The organism is Streptomyces sp. NPDC057623, assembly GCF_042800355.1.
In the GTDB taxonomy this organism is placed as follows: domain Bacteria; phylum Actinomycetota; class Actinomycetes; order Streptomycetales; family Streptomycetaceae; genus Streptomyces.
Genome location: NZ_JBHVGZ010000041.1, coordinates 71,164 through 89,104 on the forward strand (window position 1 = coordinate 71,164; position 17,941 = coordinate 89,104).

Here is a 17,941-nt window from a genome sequence, read left to right on the forward strand (position 1 = left end):
AGCCGTTCACCCGTGAGCCCGGCGAAGAGAGAGCGAAATCACCGCCACCGGGTCTCTCATGAAGTTCTCACGAAATGCCCAACGCACGGGCCCCCGCCCCCGGTTCCCGCGCGCCGCCGTTTGCGAGGACGGTTTCTCAGCCGAGGATCGTGACCGGATCGCCGACCCGGATCGTGCCGTGGGAGAGGGGCACCATGTTCTGCCCGAACACCAGCTTGCCGTCCAGGCGGCGGTGCCTGCCCAGGGTGTGCAGGGGCTCCCGGCCGCGCTCGGCGGTGGCCTGGTCGGTCGTGGTCACCACGCAGCGCCCGCACTTCTTGGGAACGCGGAAGGTGACCTCACCGATCGCGACGCGGGACCAGTCGTCCTCGGCCCACGCGGAGGTGCCCGAGACGACCACGTTCGGGCGGAAGCGGTTCATGGGCAGCGGGCCCTCGCCCGCGTGATCACCACGCGCGATGAGGGAGTTGAGCGCGTCGAGGGAGGCTGTGGTGGTGACCAGCAGCGGGTAGCCGTCGGCGAAGCTGACCGTCTCGCCGGGCAGTGCGTACTCAGGGTCGACGGGGCGACGGGTGCCGGGGTCGTCCATGTGCACGAGGCGCGCGTCCATGCCGAGGAAGGCACTGCACCAGGCATGCGCGGCGTCGTCCCCGGCGAGGACCGCTTCGACCTTGTCGCGGAAGATCTGCATCGGCACGGTGGCGGACGCGGTCGGCACCGGCACGGCCAGCGGCTCCATGCCGGGCGCGGACAACCGGATGCCGCCGCCGGGCAGGAGCTCGGCGGCGGCCAGCGCGAGGCGCGGTTGCTGGCGCTGTGTCACGACCTTTCCCCCGTCGTCGATCAGCGCCCAGCGTCGGTCTCCGGCCAGCCCCCAGGGCTCCACGACGGCCTCCCGGGGCGCAGTGCCCCGCAACGCCTTGACCGGATGAACGTGAATCGACTTCAGCTGCGCGTGCCCCATGAAGCCATCGTGCCAGGTGGCACCGACAGTCCGGGGGGACGGGGTCAGTAGCCGCGATACTGCTGGTTGTTGTACGGGTCCTGGTAAGGAGCCGCGGCGGGGCGGGGAGCCGCGGGGCGCATGGCCTCGTATCCCATGCCGCCGGGCGCCACCGGCCGGGGCTGTTGCGCCTGCGGACCCGGATAGCCGCGCGGAGCCGCCGCCTGCTGCGGGATGTACGCCGCGGGCGCCTGCTGTAGCGGAGCGGGCTGCTGGGCCTGCGGATAGCCGTAGGAGGGCTGGGACGGGGCCGCCGGGAGGGCGGGCAGTGCCGACGGCAGCGCGGGCAGGTTGCTGCCCGGCATGTCATACGCGGCGGGGACCCGGATCGGGGCGATCTGCGGGGTGCCCCGCTCGGCCACGAGCGAGTCGTAGATCGGAGTGTCCGGGAAGGAGGCGGAGTAGTAGCCGCCGCCATAGGTGGAGCGGGGGGAGGTCATGGCGCATACGTTAAGCCCACGATGTGCTGGTTGGGGAGACCGATAAGAGGGTTGTTTTATGTGTCCGCAGTGACGCCGGATCCCCAATGCGAGCGAACTTGGCAAAAAGGGACGCCAATCGACGCCGCGATCCTGTAAATGCCGAGTTCCGGGCGGGTTACCGGTGGTTGACCGCCGGTGTTCCAGTACCCCTCATGAGAGTTCTCTCTGTCGGGGAATAGGTTGGCCCTGTAGAACCCGATGAGCTGCCGGGACATGCCTGGCACGGTGACCCGTGATGGGGGCGGACATGTCAATGTCGAAAGGATCTAATGTTCCGGTGCCGACGACGGCACTGCGGGTCGAATTGGGCTGGCGCTCCGGACCGGGCGTGCCCGACGCGGACGCCTCGGCGCTGCTGCTGGTCGGCGGAAAGGTCCGTTCCGACGGGGACTTCGTCTTCTACAACCAGCCCGCTCACTCCTCCGGCGCCGTCCGGCACGAGGGCAAGCGGGACAGCGGCGGCCTGGTGACCGACAGCCTGCTCGTCGACCTCGCGCGCGTGGAACCCGCGATCGAGACCGTCATCCTCGCCGCCTCCTCGGACGGAGGGGCGTTCGGCCAGGTTCCGGATCTCCATATCGAAGTCAAGGACGCCGCCCAAGGCACCGTCGTCGCCCGATTCGACAGCACGGGCGCCACCGTGGAAACCGCTTTCGTACTCGGTGAGTTCTACCGCCGTCAGGGCGCCTGGAAGTTCCGCGCCGTCGGGCAGGGTTACGGAAGCGGCCTCGAAGGACTGGCCATCGATTACGGCATCACGGTCGACGAACCCCAGCAGGCGGCACCCACGGCCCCGCCGGCCCCCTCCCCGATGGCCCCGCCCCCGCCCGTGCAGCCGCCCGCCATGCCGCCGGTTCCCCCCTCCGCGCCCCAGGCGGCGCCGGTCAGCCTCAGCAAGGTGACGCTCACCAAGGCGGCCCCCTCGGTCTCACTGACCAAGCAGGGCGGCACCTCGGGCGCGATGCGCGTGAACCTCAACTGGCAGGTGCGCAAGCAGTTCTCGGGCTGGGCGAGCAAGCTGGGCCGCCCGGTCGCCACGCACAACGACCTCGACCTCGACCTGTGCGCACTGTTCGAGCTCACCGACGGCAGCAAGGGAGTCATCCAGTCCCTCGGCAACGCCTACGGCGCCCTGCACCAGCCCCCGTACATCCATCTCGACGGCGACGACCGCACCGGCGCCGTCTCCAGCGGCGAGAACCTCACCGTCAACCTCGACCATCAGCGGTCCTTCCGGCGCATCCTGATCTTCGTGACCATCTATCAAGGGGCGCGTTCCTTCGCCGACCTGCACGCCACGGTCACGCTCACGCCGCAGCACGGCGCGCCGATCGACTTCTCGCTCGACGAGTGCACGGTCCCCTCGACGGTCTGCGCCCTCGCCCTGATCACCAACACGGGCAGCGATCTGGTCGTCCAGCGCGAGGCCCGCTATCTGGTGCCCGAGCGCGGGGTGAGCCCGCAGCGCACGGTCGACCACGCCTACGCGTGGGGAATGAACTGGACACCCGGCCGCAAGTAGTCAGCCCTCGTCCGGCACCGCGTCCGGACGCGTATAGGTGCGGCCCTTCCAGGCCGCGCCGCGTCCCCTGTAATGCTGCACCGCCGAATCGACCGTCATCAGGAGATAGAGGAACGCGGTGAACGGCAGCAGGGGAGCGAGCCACAGCGGCTGGCGGTAGTAGCGGAGCATCGGGACGTACGTCCCCGTCATCACCAGCCACGCGAGACCGCCGCCGAGCGCCGCCGCCGGATCCCCACCGGCCAGCCCCGCGACCAGGGCCACCGGCGGCACCAGATACACCAGCGCGAGCCCGGCGACCGTCCCGGCCAGCAGCACCGGGTTGTGCCGCAGCTGCGCGTACGCGCTGCGCGACACCATCCGCCACAGGTCGCGCAGTCCTGGATACGGGCGCACGCTGTCCACCCGCTCGGCCAGCCCCAGCCAGATGTGGCCGCCGCCGCGCTTGACGGCCCGCGCGAGCGCCACGTCGTCGATGACGGCGTGCCGGATGGCGTCCGGGATCCGCGCCCGCGCCGCGGCATCGGCGCGCAGCAGGACGCACCCGCCCGCCGCGGCCGCCGTACGTGCCCCCTTCCTACCGATCCGGCGGAAGGGATACAGCTGCGCGAAGAAGTACACGAAGGCCGGCACGACCAGCCGTTCCCACGGGCTCTCCACCCGCAGCCGGGCCATCTGAGAGACGGCGTCGAAGCTCCCTGTGCGCGCCGCGGCAACCAGCTCCCGCATGCTGTCGGGCGCATGCGCGATGTCCGCGTCCGTCAGGAGCAGGTATTCGGGGTCACGCGCGCGTGCCAGGCCGATGCCGTGGCGTACCGCCCACAGCTTGCCGGTCCAGCCTGCCGGTGGTTCGCCGGGGGAGTCCACGGTCAGCGGCAGTCCGCCGTGCCGTCGCGCGAGCTCCCGCGCCAGCTCACCGGTGCCGTCCGAACTGCCGTCGTCGATCAGGAAGATCTCCGCGCGCCCCGGATAGTCCTGCGCGAGCAGGGACGGCAGGCTCGCGGGAAGTACCGGGGCCTCGTCACGTGCCGGGACCACGACGCAGACCGACGGCCACCCGGCCGGTTCCGTCCGCTGTGGAAGCCTGACGTCCGTACGCCAGAACAGGCCCTGGCAGAGCAGCAGCCACAGCCAGGCGGCGAGTGATCCGGCGGCGGTCCACGCGATGGCGCTCACGCGCGCAGTCTGCCCCACCGAAGGGGTGGGCAAGGGCCCATCGTCTATCGTGGCCGGGTGAAGATCGCGCTGATGGACTCCGGAATCGGTTTGCTCGCGGCCACGGCCGCGGTACGGCGACTGCGACCTGACGCAGATCTCGTCCTCTCACTCGACCCCGACGGCATGCCCTGGGGCCCGAGGACTCCCGAGGACCTCACGCGGCGTGCCGTGGCCGTCGCCGACGCCGCCGCCGCGCACCGGCCCGACGCACTGATCATCGGCTGCAACACCGCGACCGTGCACGCCCTGCCCGCCCTGCGAGCCCGCCTGGAGCCCGGCATACCGGTCATCGGCACGGTCCCGGCGATCAAGCCGGCCGCGGCCGGCGGTGGCCCCGTCGCCATCTGGGCCACGCCCGCCACCACCGGCAGCCCTTATCAGCGAGGTCTCATCGAGGACTTCGCCGACGGCGTGACCGTCACGGAAGTGCCGTGCTTCGGCCTGGCCGAGGCGGTCGAGCACGCGGACCGGACGGCGATCGAGGCGGCCGTCGCCGCGGCCGCGGTGCTGACCCCCGACGACGTGACGACCGTCGTCCTGGGCTGCACACACTACGAACTCGTGGCCGAGCGCATCCGCGCCGCCGTCCAGCGCCCCGGCTTCCCCCCGCTCGTCCTGCACGGCTCCGCCGGAGCGGTCGTCGCGCAGGCGCTTCGCCGGCTGGGCGAGCAGCCCGCTCCCTCGGCCGAGGCGAACGGCACCATCACCGTGCTGCTGAGCGGCCGCGAGGGCACGCTCCCCGAGCCCGCCCTCGCCTACGAGGAAGGCCGTCTCCTGGAGGCGATCAGCTCCGCACGGTGACCCGGCGGTCAACAGCGGACGACCTCGGTCCGGCATGGCCCGGTCGGCGCAGTCACCCTGTGCAGCGCGGTACCAGCGCAGCGAAACCTGAGTAACCTCATAGGCATGAGGGACCACCCCCACGGCAGGAACCCGCACCCCGATGTCTGGACCGGGCGGGCGACCAACCGGGTCCAGTGGCTGCTGGCGCTCGTCGGCGCGGCCTGCATGGCGCTCGGCATCGAGATCGCCATCGACGCTCCGTGGACCGACGGCATCGCCGCGCTCGTGATGGCCGTCGTCGGCTGCATCGCGGCCGGGCTGCTGGTCCTCTTCGGCACGCTGGCGTTCGTGCATGTCGCGCTGAAGGTCGACCAGGAGTGTCTTGAGGTGCGCTGCGGTCACCTCGGTGTGCCGCGCCGCCGTATCCCCCTGTCCGAGGTCGTGGGAGCCGACTTCGTCCCGCACGTCACGCCGCGCCACTGGGGTGGCTGGGGCTACCGCTGGCGGCCCGAGAAGGGCACGGCGGTCGTCGTACGGCGTGGCGAGGGCCTGGTGCTGCGGCTGTGGGACGGCCACACGTTCACCGTCACCGTGGACGACGCGGAGGCGGCCGTACGCGTCATCAGGGACCGGCTGCGGACACGGACGCCCGACACGGCGCTCTGAATCGCCCGTGTCATGGGGCCGGCCGATCGCCACGCGCGCGTGCGTCGATTTCGCGCCGCGCTGATCCGTCGGCCATCGGGCGGGCGGTGGCCAGCCCCGCCAGCAGGCCCGCGCCCACCGACACCGCGGTGAAGCTGAGCGCGTTGCCGACCGCGGCGATCGCCGCCAGCGTCGTCAGAGCCGCGCCCGCGGTGAGGGCGACCGGAGTGGGGCGCGCGGTGCGCCACAGCGCGAAGAGCATCCAGCAGAAGGCCGCCGCCAGCAGCAGCACGCCGATGGCTCCCTGTTCCGCGGCCTGCTGCAAGGGGGCCGAGTGGGGCTTGCCGTCGGACGGCAGCGTCTCGGTGGCCGTCGTACTGAACTCCCCGAAGCGTCCCGGGCCCACACCGAGGGCCGGGTCCCGGCCCGCCATGGCCAGGGCGTCGTGCCAGAGCTCGATCCGGTGTCGCGTGAGCTGGGCCTCCAGCCAGGCGGCGAGTCCGTCGGGCGTGGCGTTCCCGGCGACCGTCCAGGTCAGGCCGGTGAGCGAGGCGGCGGCCAGGGCCAGTCCCGCGATGCCCACGCCGCGATGGCGGACGTGGCCCGCGGCGAGCGAGCACAGCAGGACGGCGGAACAGGCCACGAAGCCGGTGGTGGAGCCCAGGACCGCCGCGGTCACCGCGATCCCGGCGGCCAGCGCACGCAGGCCCAGGCGCGGGGCCGGTGCCGCGGTGGCCCACGCGGCGCAGCACGCGGCGCCCGCCGAGAGGGTCAGCACGGCGGCGGTGGCCCCCGCGTGCCCGAGCGGCGCGACGATCTGGGGTCCGGGGGACAGGTGCGGAACGCTCAGCGTCAGGGCCACTCCGGCGAGCGCCCCGGCACAAGGCGCGGCGACCGGCAGCAGCGCGCCGCTGATCCGCCCCGCGGCGTAACCGGCCGCCACCGCGAGGATGGCGAGCAGCACACCCTCGGGCCGCCCGTCGTGTACGGCGGCCGTGATCAGCGACCAGGCGGCGCAGGCCCCCAGCACCACTACGCCGGCCGCATCAGAAACGTTTCGTCTGTCGCTGTCCTCATCCGGACCTGCCGCAGACGTCATCCCCGTGACATCCACCCCGCCCCCCGAACCCGGTCCCCCGACCTGTGACGGGCCCCGGCCGCCCGGACCTGACCGGCCGACGCGACTGAGGCTCCGGCATACCGTAACGGCTGATGGGCGATTTGTGGACGTGTCGTGCAGGAACGATGCGCCTGGCTCGGGTGGGCAGGGCTGGCGGCGGCATCCGCTCGTTCGGTGCACGCCGGGCAGCCGACCGTCGCGGCACCGGTGCGCGGGGCCCTGCTGCCGCCGGACCTCGCTGTCGGTGCCGAGGTCAGCCGCCGTACACTCCCGGAGTGACCGTCACTGCAACTTCCGTGGGCGAGTCGGACCAGCTGCCGTCGCAGACAGCGCCCGCCTCGCGCGCGGCGCGGCTCGCGCGCCTGGTTCCGGCCCTCGCCGCGGCGCTCTCCGGAGTGCTGCTCTACGTCAGCTTCCCGCCGCGCACCCTGTGGTGGCTGGCCCTGCCGGCCTTCGCCGTCTTCGGCTGGGTGCTGCGCGGCCGCAGCTGGAAGGCGGGCCTCGGCCTCGGGTATCTCTTCGGCCTCGGCTTCCTGCTCCCGCTGCTGGTGTGGACCGGAGTGGAGGTCGGCCCCGGCCCCTGGATCGCGCTGGTCGTGATCGAGGCGGTCTTCGTCGCGCTGGTGGGGGCGGGCGTCGCCGCGGTGTCGAAGCTGCCGGGCTGGCCGGTGTGGGCGGCGGCGCTGTGGGTCGCCGGAGAAGCGGCACGCGCGCGTGCGCCTTTCAACGGCTTCCCCTGGGGCAAGGTCGCCTTCGGTCAGGCCGACGGTGCCTTCCTGCCGCTCGCGGCGGTGGGCGGCACACCGGTGCTCGGCTTCGCGGTCGTCCTGTGCGGCTTCGGTCTGTACGAGGCCGTCCGCCTGGCCGTCGAGCTGCGGCGCACCCGGGCCGTCCAGCGGTCCGCGGCGGCCGTGGCCCTGCTGAGCGTGGCCGTACCGGTGGTGGGTGCCGTGGCCGCACGGCCGCTGGTCAGTGACAAGGCGGAGAACGGCAGCGCGACCGTCGCGGTCATCCAGGGCAACGTGCCGCGCGCCGGACTGGACTTCAACTCCCAGCGGCGAGCCGTACTGGACTACCACGCGCGCGAGACCGAACGGCTGGCCGCCGAGGTCAAGGCGGGCAAGGTCGCCCAGCCCGACTTCGTGCTGTGGCCCGAGAACTCCTCCGACATCGATCCGTTCGCCAACGCCGACGCCCGAGCCGTCATCGACACGGCAGCCAAGGCGATCGGCGTCCCCATCTCCGTCGGCGGCGTCGTCGAGCGGGACGGCAAGCTGCTCAACGAGCAGATCCTGTGGGACCCGGCCAAGGGGCCCGTCGACACCTACGACAAGCGGCAGATCCAGCCGTTCGGCGAGTACCTGCCGTTGCGCTCGATCGTCGGGGCGATCAACGAGAACTGGACCTCGATGGTCCGCCAGGACTTCAGCCGGGGCAGCGAACCGGGCGTGTTCACCATGGACGGCGCCAAGGTCGGCCTCGTCACCTGCTACGAGGCCGCCTTCGACTGGACCGTGCGCTCCGAGGTCACCGACGGCGCCCAGATGATCTCCGTGCCGAGCAACAACGCGACGTTCGACCGCAGCGAGATGACCTACCAGCAGCTCGCGATGTCCCGCGTCCGCGCGGTCGAGCACAGCCGGACCGTCACCGTCCCGGTGACCAGCGGCGTCAGCGCGATCATCATGCCGGACGGGACGATCACACAGAAGACGGGCATGTTCGTGGCCGACTCGCTGGTCCAGAAGGTGCCACTGCGCTCCAGCGAGACGCCCGCCACGAGGCTCGGCATCCTGCCGGAGATCGCGCTGCTGCTGGTCGCCGTGGGCGGTCTCGGCTGGGCGATCGGCGCCGGGCTGAAGGCACGTCGTGCCGGTGACGTGTAGCCGTACGCCGGTCACACGCCCCCGGAAGTCGCCGGGGGCGTCGCCAACGGCCCGTTAGAGTCGGGGCCATGGCTACTCCTGACTTCATTCGTACGATCCGGGCCTCCGCCGGGCACCAACTGCTGTGGCTCCCCGGGGTCAGCGCCGTCGTCTTCGACGACGAGGGGCGGGTCCTGCTGGGGCAGCGCGCGGACAACGGCAAGTGGACCGTGGTCAACGGCATCCCGGAGCCGGGTGAACAGCCCGCGATCGCCGCCGTGCGGGAGGTGTACGAGGAGACGGGCGTCCGATGTGTCGCCGAGCGGGTCGTCCTGGTCAGGTCAGGCGGTGAGGTCACCTATCCCAACGGCGACATGTGCCAGTTCGTGGACATCACCTTCCGCTGCCGTGCCGTGGGCGGCGAGGCCCGCGTGAACGACGACGAGTCCCTCCAGGTGGGCTGGTACGAGGTGGATGCTCTGCCCGCGATGGACGAAAGTCAGCTGTTCCGGATCAAGCAGGCACAGTGCGATGAACCCACGTGGTTCGAGACCATGAGCTCGGACTGAAGTATGGGTTGTGACCATATGTGGCCTGGTGAGGGTGCTGTCTAGGGTCGCACCATGACCCCGCTCAGCACTGTCCCGGCCCAAGGCTCGTCCTTGCCCGTCCCGCTCGACCTAGGCGGCCGCACGGCCCTTGTCACCGGCGCAGCCGGCGGCATCGGCCGGTCCTGCGCGCTACGGCTCGCGGCCGCGGGGGCCAAGGTGAGAGCGGTCGACCGGGAGGCCGCGGGCCTGGAGGAACTCGTCGAGCGGGCCGGGGGGCTCGCGGGTGCCGTCGAGCCGCACGTCCTCGACCTGAGCGACCTGGACGCAGCCGAACTCGCGGCCGCCGGCACCGACGTCCTCGTCAACAACGCCGGAATGCAACTGGTGCGCCCCATCGAGGAGTTCCCGCCCGACGTCTTCCACACGGTGCTCACCGTGATGCTGGAGGCGCCGTTCCGGCTCATCCGTGGAGCCCTGCCCCATATGTACGGGCAGGGCTGGGGCCGGATCGTGAATGTGTCCTCCGTACATGGGCTGCGCGCCTCGGCCTTCAAGTCGGCCTATGTGGCCGCCAAACACGGTCTGGAGGGACTCTCCAAGACCGCCGCACTGGAGGGCGCACCCCATGGCGTCACCTCAAACTGTGTGAACCCCGCCTATGTGCGCACCCCACTGGTCGAGAAGCAGCTCGCCGACCAGGCACGGGCGCACGGCATTCCCGAGGAGCGGGTGCTGTCCGAGGTGCTGTTGCAGGACAGCGCGGTCAAGCGGCTCATCGAACCGGAGGACGTCGCCGAGGCCGTGGCGTACCTGTGCAGTCCGCACGCGTCCTTCGTGACCGGCACGTCGCTCGTGCTCGACGGCGGCTGGACCGCGCACTGACCGGCCGGGGGCCGGCGGAATCCCGAGTTGTCCACAGGGCTGACGGGACGGCGGTGCGATGAGCAATCCTGTCGGCATGTCTCGCGATCACGTGCACCCCGCCGAGCGCTCCGCAGCCGCTGACGGAGCGTCCCTGAGCAGCGCGGAGACGCCGTTCCTCGAGCTGCTGGCCCGGGGCGCGTCCGCCGACGCCTATGAGCAGCCGGTGCTGCTCGCGCGCGCCGAGGGCAGATCCACCGAGCGGATCGTCGCCCTCGAACAGGCCAAACTGCTCGCGCTGCGCGTGCGCTCCGAGCTGGAAGGGCGGCGCCGGCGCGAGGCCGAGCTGTCCGCCCTGTTCGAGACGGCCCACGACCTGGCCGGACTGCGGGACCTGGATGCCGTGCTGCAGGCGATCGTGCAGCGCGCCCGGTCGCTGCTCGGCACGGACATCGCCTACCTCAGCCTGAACGACCCGGCCAGGGGCGACACCTATATGCGGGTGACCGAGGGATCGGTCGCCGCCCGCTTCCAGCAGCTGCGGCTCGGCATGGGGGAGGGCCTGGGCGGCCTCGTCGCGCAGACCGCCCGCCCCTATGTCACCGACGACTACTTCAAGGACGACCGCTTCCAGCACACCCTCAGCATCGACGCGGGGGTGCGCGACGAGGGGCTGGTCGCCATCCTCGGGGTGCCGTTGATGCTGGGACACCATGTCATCGGGGTCCTGTTCGCGGCGGACCGGCGTGCCCGGGTCTTCGAGCGGGAGCAGATCGCGCTGCTCGGCTCCTTCGCCGCCCTCGCCGCGGCCGCCATCGACACCGCGAACCTGCTCACCGAGACCCGCGCGGCCCTCGCCGACCTGGAGCGGGCCAACGAGATCATCCAGGACCGCAGCGGGGTCATCGAACGGGCCTCCGACGTGCACGACCGGCTCGCCGAACTCGTGCTGCGCGGCGGAGGAGTGCACGACGTGGCCGCCGCGGTCTCCGAAGTCCTCGACGGCACGGTCGAGTTCACCGAGGCCACCGCCGCACCGGCCAAGGCCCTGGAGGTCTCCCGCGTCGAGGGCCACGCCGTACGGCACGACGACGACTGGATCGGCGCCGTGGCCGCGGGCGGAGAACTGCTCGGTGCGCTGGTGCTGCGCGGTCACCCCGGCCTCGACCCCGTCGACCAGCGGACTCTGGAGCGTGCCGCCATGGTCACCTCCCTCCTGCTGCTCGCCCGGCGCTCCGCCGCAGAGGCCGAACAACGCGTCCGGGGCGAGCTGTTGGACGACCTGCTCGACGCCCGCGACCGCGATCCGCGCCTGCTGCGCGAGCGTGCGGCGCGGCTGGAAGCCGACCTCGACGCCACTCATGTCGTCCTCGCCGCCCGCCTCGAGGTCACCGCGGCCGACGCCGACGAGCAAGCGGCCGCCCGCAGACGCCTGTGGTCCGCCGCGTCCCACCTCGCCGCGACCCGACACGGCCTGGCGGCCACCCGCGACGGCGGCACGGTCCTGCTCCTGCCGCTCGACCAGGGAGACACGGCCACCACCCTGGCCCGGAGCACTGCCCGCCACCTCGGCACGGCCGTCCACGAGGCGGTCACCGTCGGTGCCTCCGCACCGGTGGAGGACCTGGCCGCTCGCCCGGACGCCGTGGCCGCCGCCTACGAGGAAGGCCGGCGCTGCCTCGACGCCATGCGACTGCTCGGCCGCTCCGGGGACGGCGCCGCCGCCGAGGACTTCGGGTTCGTGGGGCTGCTGCTGGCCGGGGACCGGGACATCCGGGGCTTCGTCGACCGTACGATCGGCCAGGTCGTCGCCTACGACGAACGGCGCGGTACCGACCTGCTGCACACCCTCGACGCGTACTTCGCCTGCGGGATGAGCCCGGCCCGCACCAAGGACGAACTGCACGTCCATGTGAACACGGTCGCCCAGCGGCTGGAGCGCGTCGGCCGCCTCCTCGGCGACGACTGGCAGGGCCCCGCCCGCGCCCTGGAGATCCAGCTGGCGCTGCGGCTGCACCGCTTGTCGGCACCGGCACAGCGCTGACCCCCGTACGCGCGGAGCGTACGGGGGCCGTTCCGGGGGACCGGTGCGCCGGGTTGGTTCAGACGATGTGTGCGTCCGCCGCCCGGGACGCCGAAGGCTTCGCGTCGGCCGAGGGCTCGATGTCGGCGAGGTCCCGGTGGCGGGTCTCCTTGGCCGCGCCGATCGCGATGACCGTCAGGACGGCCGCTGCGATGACGTACAGGGCGATCGGGGTGGAGCTGCCGTAGTCGGCCAGCAGCGCGGTGGCGATCAGCGGTGCGGGCGCGCCCGCCGCGACCGAGGCGAACTGGGCGCCGATCGAGGCACCGGAGTAGCGCATCCGGGTCGCGAACATCTCGGAGAAGAAGGCGGCTTGGGGTGCGTACATCGCGCCGTGCAGCACCAGACCCACGGTCACGGCGAGGAGCAGCTTGCCGAAGCCGCCGGTGTCGATGAGCGCGAAGAACGGGAACATCCACAGCCCGACACCGATGGCGCCCAGCAGGTAGACCGGGCGGCGGCCGATCCGGTCCGACAGCGCGCCCCAGGCCGGAATGACGGCGAAGTGCACGGCGGAGGCGATGAGCACGGCGTTCAGGGCGGTCTGCTTGGACAAGCCGGCCGACGTGGTGGCGTAGACGAGGATGAACGCGGTGATGACGTAGTAGCTGATGTTCTCCGCCATCCGCGCGCCCATCGCCACCAGCACATCACGCCAGTGGTGCCGCAGCACGGAGACCAGGGGCAGCTTCTCGGCGTCGGCCGCGGGTGTGGCCTTGCGTGCCTCCGCCTGTGCCAACGCCTGCTTGAAGACGGGTGATTCATCGACAGACAGACGAATCCACAAACCGACGATCACCAGGACACCGGAGAGCAGGAAGGGTATGCGCCAGCCCCAGGTGCCGAAGGCGCTTTCCGACAGCACGGCCGTCAGCAGGGACAGGACGCCGGTCGCCAGCAACTGGCCCGCGGGTGCGCCGGTCTGTGGCCACGAGGCCCAGAAGCCGCGCCGCCGCGCGTCCCCGTGTTCGGACACCAGCAGCACGGCCCCGCCCCACTCACCACCGAGCGCGAAGCCCTGCACCAGGCGCAGCACGGTCAGCAGCACGGGCGCCGCGGACCCGATGGTCGCGTGCGTCGGCAGCAGCCCGATCGCGAACGTCGCCCCGCCCATCAGCAGCAGGCTCAGCACCAGCAGCTTCTTGCGGCCGAGCCGGTCCCCGTAGTGCCCGAAGACCAGCGCGCCCAGGGGGCGGGCGGCGAATCCGACGGCGTACGTCAGGAAGGACAGCAGGGTGCCGACGAGCGGATCGGAGTCAGGGAAGAAGAGCTTGTTGAAGACGAGGGCGGCGGCGGAGCCGTAGAGGAAGAAGTCGTACCACTCGATGGTGGTGCCGATGAGGCTGGCGGCGACGATGCGCTTGAGGTTGCCGGGGCTTGCGGGCGTCGGTGGAGCGGATGCTGCGGAGGCCATGTGCGCCACTTCCTCATGTGCGGTGGGGACGGTAGGTGTCGGGCCACCGTAGGAACACGCAGGTCAGGAGCACATGTGGTGGGACAATATAGTTCTGGGCCTCGCTATGCGTCGGACCGCCATGCCTGCCGCAGAGCGGCGGCTCAGCGGCTTGGAGAGGATCGGGGTGAGCTCGCCCTCGGGCTGTCATTCGCATGCTGCTATAAACTATGACGAAAGCGACAGTGCCCACCGCTTCCTCACGGCTCAGCCGTCCTGAACGGTAGGTCCGCTCTCCTGTAGGTCGGTCTTCATGGACCTCAACACCATCTCCGAAGTCGTCCGGCGTCCTTCCGAGCGGCCGGGCGGGGACTGGCGCGAGGGTGACGCCTGGCTCGCAGGCGGAACATGGCTCTACTCCACCGAGCAGCCGGACCTGCGGCGGCTGATCGACCTGACGGCGTTGCCCTGGGACCCGCTTGTCCCGACGGACGAGGGCCTGGAGATCGGCGCCACCTGCACCATTCGCGACCTGTACGCCTTCCCGTGGCCAAAGGGCTGGACCGTCGGACCTCTCGTCCGGGCGAGCTGTGAGGCATTCCTGTCCTCGTTCAAGGTGTGGAACGCGGCGACCGTCGGCGGAAACATCTGCATGTCCTTGCCCGCCGGCCCGATGATCACGTTGACGGTCGCGCTGGAGGCGCGGTACGAACTGTGGGCGCCCGACGGCTCGGTGCGTTTCGTCGAGGCCCTCGACTTCGTCACCGGCGACCACCGCAACGTGCTCACCCCTGGCGAGATCCTTCGGCGCGTCACCATCCCGGAGCACGCACTGCGCGAACGCACCGCGCACCGTCGCTTCACACTCACCCGGCTCGGCCGTTCGACGGTCTTCCTCGTCGGCACGCAACGGCCGGGAGCGAGTGGCCTGTTGCTCACCGTCACCGCCGGTACCACGCGACCGGTCCGCATGGCCTTCGACTCCCCGCCCGATGGCCGCACCCTGCGGCAGAGCATCGACGCCGTGCCGGCCGACGTCTGGTTCGACGACCCCAACGGAACCCCTGACCACCGTCGTCATCTGACACGGCACTTCGCCGAAGAGATCCGCCGCGAACTCATGGAGGCGGGCCCGCCATGAGCTACCTCGTGAACGGCAAGGAATTCGACCGTGAGCCGGTCCCCGGCCAGTGCCTGCGCACCTTCCTGCGCGAACTCGGCCACTTCGGAGTCAAGAAGGGGTGCGACGCGGGCGACTGCGGCGCCTGCACGGTGTGGCTGGACGGCGCACCGGTACACAGCTGCATCACCCCCGCGTTCCGCGCGGACGGCCTTCAGGTCACCACGATCGAGGGCCTCGGACGGCCGGGTGCCCCGCATCCCATGCAGCAGCAGTTCGAGGACGCCCCTGGGTTCCAGTGCGGTTTCTGCACGGCCGGGATGATCATGACGTCGGCGACCTTCAGCGAGGACCAGAAGGCGGATCTGCCACGGGCGTTGAAGGGCAACCTCTGCCGCTGTACCGGATACCGGGCGATCGAGGACGCCGTGAAGGGCGTCAGCGCGGTGGAGACGGCGGCACCAGGCAGGGCCGTCGGGACGAGCGTCGGCGCGCCCGCGGGCCATGACGTGGTGACGGGGCACGCCGAGTTCACCATGGACACGCGCATCGACGGCATGCTGCACCTCAAGGTGCTGCACTCACCCCACGCGCACGCCCGGATCCTCTCGATCGACAAGAGCGCCGCCCTCGCGGTGCCCGGCGTGCACCGGGTCTACACCTGGGAGGACGTACCCCGCAGACGCTTCACCACCGCGATCCACACCGACCACCTCGTCGACCCGGACGACACCTACATCCTCGACGACATGGTCCGTTTCGCCGGCCAGCGCGTCGCCGCGGTCCTGGCCGACACGGTCGGGGCGGCCGAGGAGGGCTGCCGACGGCTCGCGGTCGAGTACGAGGTGCTGCCGGCGGTGTTCGACCCGGAAGCGGCGATGGCCGACGGCGCACCCCAACTGCACGGCTCCGACGACCCGTTCGTCCGCGACCCCGTCCACAACATCCTGCTCGAACTCCACTCGCGCATCGGCGACGTCGACGCGGGATTCGCCGCGGCCGACGTGATCCACGAAGGCACGTACTCCTCACCGCGGGTGCAGCACGCCCATCTGGAGACCCACGGTGCGATCGCCTGGATGGAGGACGGCCGTCTGAACATCCGTACCAGTTCGCAGTCACCGTCGATCGCGAAGGCAAAACTGGAGTATCTGTTCGCGCTGCGCCGGGACCAGGTGAGGGTGTTCTGCAAGCGTGTCGGCGGCGGGTTCGGCGGCAAGCAGGAGGTGATCGCGGAGGACCTGGTCGCGCTCGCCACCCTGGACACCGGGCGGCCCGCATGTCTCGAGTACACCCGTGAAGAGGAGTTCACCACGGCCTCGCCGCGGCATCCGATGACCTTGACGGTCAAACTCGGCGCCAAGGCCGACGGAACGCTCACCGCGTTGCAGGTGCGCAACGTGTCGAACACGGGCGCCTACGGCAACCACGGCGGCGAGACGGTGTACGCGGGCGGAGCCGCCGTCATGCTCTACCGCTGCCCCCACAAGAAGTACGACGCGTGGTCCGTCTACACGAACACCGTGCCGAGCGGCGCGCTGCGGGGGTACGGGATGACGCAGCCGGCGTTCGCCGTGGAGTCGGCGATGGACGAACTGGCCCGCGCCCTGCACATCGACCCGCTGGAACTGCGCCGACGCAACATCGTGCGGCCGGGTGAGCCCCTGGTCGCCCTGCACGACGGCCCGGACGACGTGGTCTTCACCGAGGACGGACTCGCCGAGTGCCTCGACCTGGTGGGCGACGCCCTGGCCCGTACGGCCGACCGCCCGCCCCCGGGCCCCGAGTGGCTCGTCGGAGCCGGCGTGGCGAGTTCCCTGCACGAGACCGCGCCCCCGACGGAACACCTCTCCGAGGCCTGGGTCACGCTGGGCGACGATCTCCTCTACGAACTGGCCGTCGGGACCGTCGAGTTCGGGGAGGGGACCTCCACGGCACATGTCCAGATCGCAGCCCACCAGCTGGGCACGACGCCGTCGCGGATCCGGCTGGTGCAGTCCGACACCGACCGCACGGGATTCGACACCGGCGCCTTCGCGAGCGCCGGCCTCTTCGTCGCGGGCAACGCGGTGCTGCGGGCGGCCAACGCGGTGCGCGACCGCATCCTGCATTTCGCCGCGGCGCACACGGGCGTCCACGTCGTGATGTGCACGATGGACGACGACGGTGTCGTCTGCGGGGACCGGAGGGTCTCGCTCGCCGAACTCGTCTCGCTGGCCCGCACGCGTGGGATCCGCTTCACCGCCGCACGTAAGGCATACGGCTCGCCCCGCAGCGTCACCTCCAACACGCAGGGGTTCCGGGTCGCCGTGCACCAGGTGACGGGTGAGATACGGATCCTGTACAGCGTGCACGCGGCGGACGCCGGGGTGGTCATCAACCCGGCGCAGGTCCGGGGACAGGTGGAGGGCGGTGTCGCCCAGGGAATCGGCTTCGCGCTGACCGAGAACCTCCACGTCGACGACAGCGGCGTCGTGGTCAACCCGAACCTCCGGAACTACCGCATCCCCGCCTACGCCGACATTCCCCGTACCGAGGTCCTCCTCGTGTGCTCGGCGGATTCGGTGGGGCCCATGCGGGCGAAGGGGATGGCCGAGTGCTGCATCAACCCGGTCGCCCCCGCGCTCGCGAACGCGGTCCATGACGCCACGGGTGTCCGCTACCGTGCCCTGCCGCTGACTCCGGAACGCATTTACGGCCGGCTCCCCGCGGAGCAGTCGGTGTCGACAGGTTGAGTCACGATGAGCACCGAAAAGAACGTAGCCGCCGCGGCGACGGCGATCATCGGCCAGAAGGTCCTGCCCGAGATGGAGCAGGAGTACGAGTCATGGCAGGGTGATCTCAATGCCGCGGCCGCCTACTATCCCGGTTTCCTCGGCGCCGAGATCTCCCCGCCGACACCGCTGCAACCCGACTGGGTCGTCGTCTACCGCTTCGACTCGGTGGCGCATCTGCAGGCGTGGATCAACAGCGGGACCCGGCAGACGTATCTCGACGTCGGCGCCAAGTACTTCGACGGTCCGGCGACCCAGCAAGTGGTCAGCAGCGGCACCCAGTCACTGGATCCGCTGGTCACCGTGGTCGTCACCCACCGCGTCCACCCCAACCAGGTCGACGACTTCCTCGACTGGCAGCACCACATGGTCCAGGAGGAGAGCAGGTTCGAGGGGTTTCGCGGGACCGAGCTCTTCCGCCCCATCTGTGCGACATCCCGTGAGTTCCCTGGAGCCCGGCTGAGTCGCTGACCCCGTAGCCAGGGCGTTCTTCCTCCTTCGTGTGCTCTGCTGGCCTGTGA

At 71.1% G+C, this 17,941-nt stretch carries 15 protein-coding genes; 10 read left to right on the forward strand and 5 right to left on the reverse strand.

Annotation, left to right across the window (positions count from 1 at the left end):
• Nucleotides 1-136: 136 nt before the first annotated feature.
• Both ACFU95_RS32450 and ACFU95_RS32455 read right to left on the reverse strand, forming a co-directional pair.
• On the reverse strand, nt 137-964 hold the full coding sequence (locus ACFU95_RS32450) for an MOSC domain-containing protein (RefSeq protein ID WP_383834896.1): 828 nt from the start codon (nt 962-964) through the stop codon (nt 137-139).
• A 44-nt stretch (nt 965-1,008) separates the two neighbouring features.
• A complete protein-coding gene (locus tag ACFU95_RS32455; RefSeq protein WP_383834899.1) occupies nt 1,009-1,443 on the reverse strand; it encodes a DUF6643 family protein in 435 nt (144 codons plus the stop codon).
• Between the two features lie 295 nt (nt 1,444-1,738).
• On the opposite strand from ACFU95_RS32455, the gene ACFU95_RS32460 reads away from it, so the two are divergent.
• Entirely contained in the window at nt 1,739-3,007 is a 1,269-nt protein-coding gene (locus ACFU95_RS32460) for a TerD family protein (protein ID WP_383834947.1), read from the forward strand.
• Here ACFU95_RS32460 and ACFU95_RS32465 read toward each other — a convergent pair whose 3' ends face one another.
• The gene (locus tag ACFU95_RS32465) at nt 3,008-4,183 is read right to left on the reverse strand and encodes a glycosyltransferase (protein WP_383834902.1); all 1,176 of its coding nucleotides are present in this window, start codon (nt 4,181-4,183) and stop codon (nt 3,008-3,010) included.
• 57 nt (nt 4,184-4,240) lie between these two features.
• Between ACFU95_RS32465 and ACFU95_RS32470 the strand changes: the two genes are divergently transcribed.
• Nucleotides 4,241-5,026 (forward strand): glutamate racemase, encoded by a 786-nt coding sequence (locus ACFU95_RS32470; protein ID WP_383834905.1) that lies wholly within the window; start codon nt 4,241-4,243, stop codon nt 5,024-5,026.
• 105 nt (nt 5,027-5,131) lie between these two features.
• Entirely contained in the window at nt 5,132-5,674 is a 543-nt protein-coding gene (locus ACFU95_RS32475) for a hypothetical protein (RefSeq protein ID WP_383834908.1), read from the forward strand.
• A gap of 10 nt (nt 5,675-5,684) precedes the next feature.
• Here ACFU95_RS32475 and ACFU95_RS32480 read toward each other — a convergent pair whose 3' ends face one another.
• A complete protein-coding gene (locus tag ACFU95_RS32480; protein ID WP_383834911.1) occupies nt 5,685-6,752 on the reverse strand; it encodes an O-antigen ligase family protein in 1,068 nt (355 codons plus the stop codon).
• A gap of 296 nt (nt 6,753-7,048) precedes the next feature.
• Between ACFU95_RS32480 and lnt the strand changes: the two genes are divergently transcribed.
• The 4 genes from lnt (at nt 7,049) to ACFU95_RS32500 (ending at nt 12,094) form a co-directional block, all read left to right on the forward strand.
• Nucleotides 7,049-8,659: an apolipoprotein N-acyltransferase gene (gene lnt / locus ACFU95_RS32485; protein ID WP_383834914.1), complete on the forward strand. Its 1,611-nt coding sequence runs from the start codon at nt 7,049-7,051 to the stop codon at nt 8,657-8,659.
• Between the two features lie 68 nt (nt 8,660-8,727).
• On the forward strand, nt 8,728-9,207 hold the full coding sequence (locus ACFU95_RS32490; RefSeq protein ID WP_383834917.1) for an NUDIX domain-containing protein: 480 nt from the start codon (nt 8,728-8,730) through the stop codon (nt 9,205-9,207).
• Between the two features lie 54 nt (nt 9,208-9,261).
• Nucleotides 9,262-10,071, forward strand: a complete 810-nt coding sequence (locus ACFU95_RS32495; RefSeq protein WP_383834920.1) for a 3-hydroxybutyrate dehydrogenase — start codon at nt 9,262-9,264, stop codon at nt 10,069-10,071.
• 76 nt (nt 10,072-10,147) lie between these two features.
• Nucleotides 10,148-12,094 carry a helix-turn-helix domain-containing protein gene (locus ACFU95_RS32500; protein ID WP_383834923.1) on the forward strand — a complete coding sequence of 649 codons (1,947 nt, stop codon included), beginning with the start codon at nt 10,148-10,150 and terminating at the stop codon, nt 12,092-12,094.
• A 58-nt stretch (nt 12,095-12,152) separates the two neighbouring features.
• On the opposite strand, the gene ACFU95_RS32505 is transcribed toward ACFU95_RS32500, so the two are convergent.
• Entirely contained in the window at nt 12,153-13,547 is a 1,395-nt protein-coding gene (locus ACFU95_RS32505) for an MFS transporter (protein WP_383834926.1), read from the reverse strand.
• Nucleotides 13,548-13,839: 292 nt separating this feature from the next.
• Between ACFU95_RS32505 and ACFU95_RS32510 the strand changes: the two genes are divergently transcribed.
• Genes ACFU95_RS32510 through ACFU95_RS32520 form a run of 3 tightly spaced genes read left to right on the forward strand, consistent with a single transcriptional unit; the run spans nt 13,840 to nt 17,891 of the window.
• Nucleotides 13,840-14,667 (forward strand): FAD binding domain-containing protein, encoded by an 828-nt coding sequence (locus tag ACFU95_RS32510; RefSeq protein WP_383834929.1) that lies wholly within the window; start codon nt 13,840-13,842, stop codon nt 14,665-14,667.
• Complete coding sequence (locus ACFU95_RS32515; RefSeq protein ID WP_383834932.1) at nt 14,664-17,381, forward strand: molybdopterin-dependent oxidoreductase; 2,718 nt, start codon at nt 14,664-14,666, stop codon at nt 17,379-17,381. Before ACFU95_RS32510 ends, ACFU95_RS32515 begins: the two co-directional genes overlap by 4 nt.
• Before the next feature lie 6 nt (nt 17,382-17,387).
• Nucleotides 17,388-17,891, forward strand: coding sequence for a hypothetical protein (locus ACFU95_RS32520; RefSeq protein WP_383834935.1), 504 nt, complete (start codon nt 17,388-17,390; stop codon nt 17,889-17,891).
• The last annotated feature ends 50 nt before the right edge of the window (nt 17,892-17,941 follow it).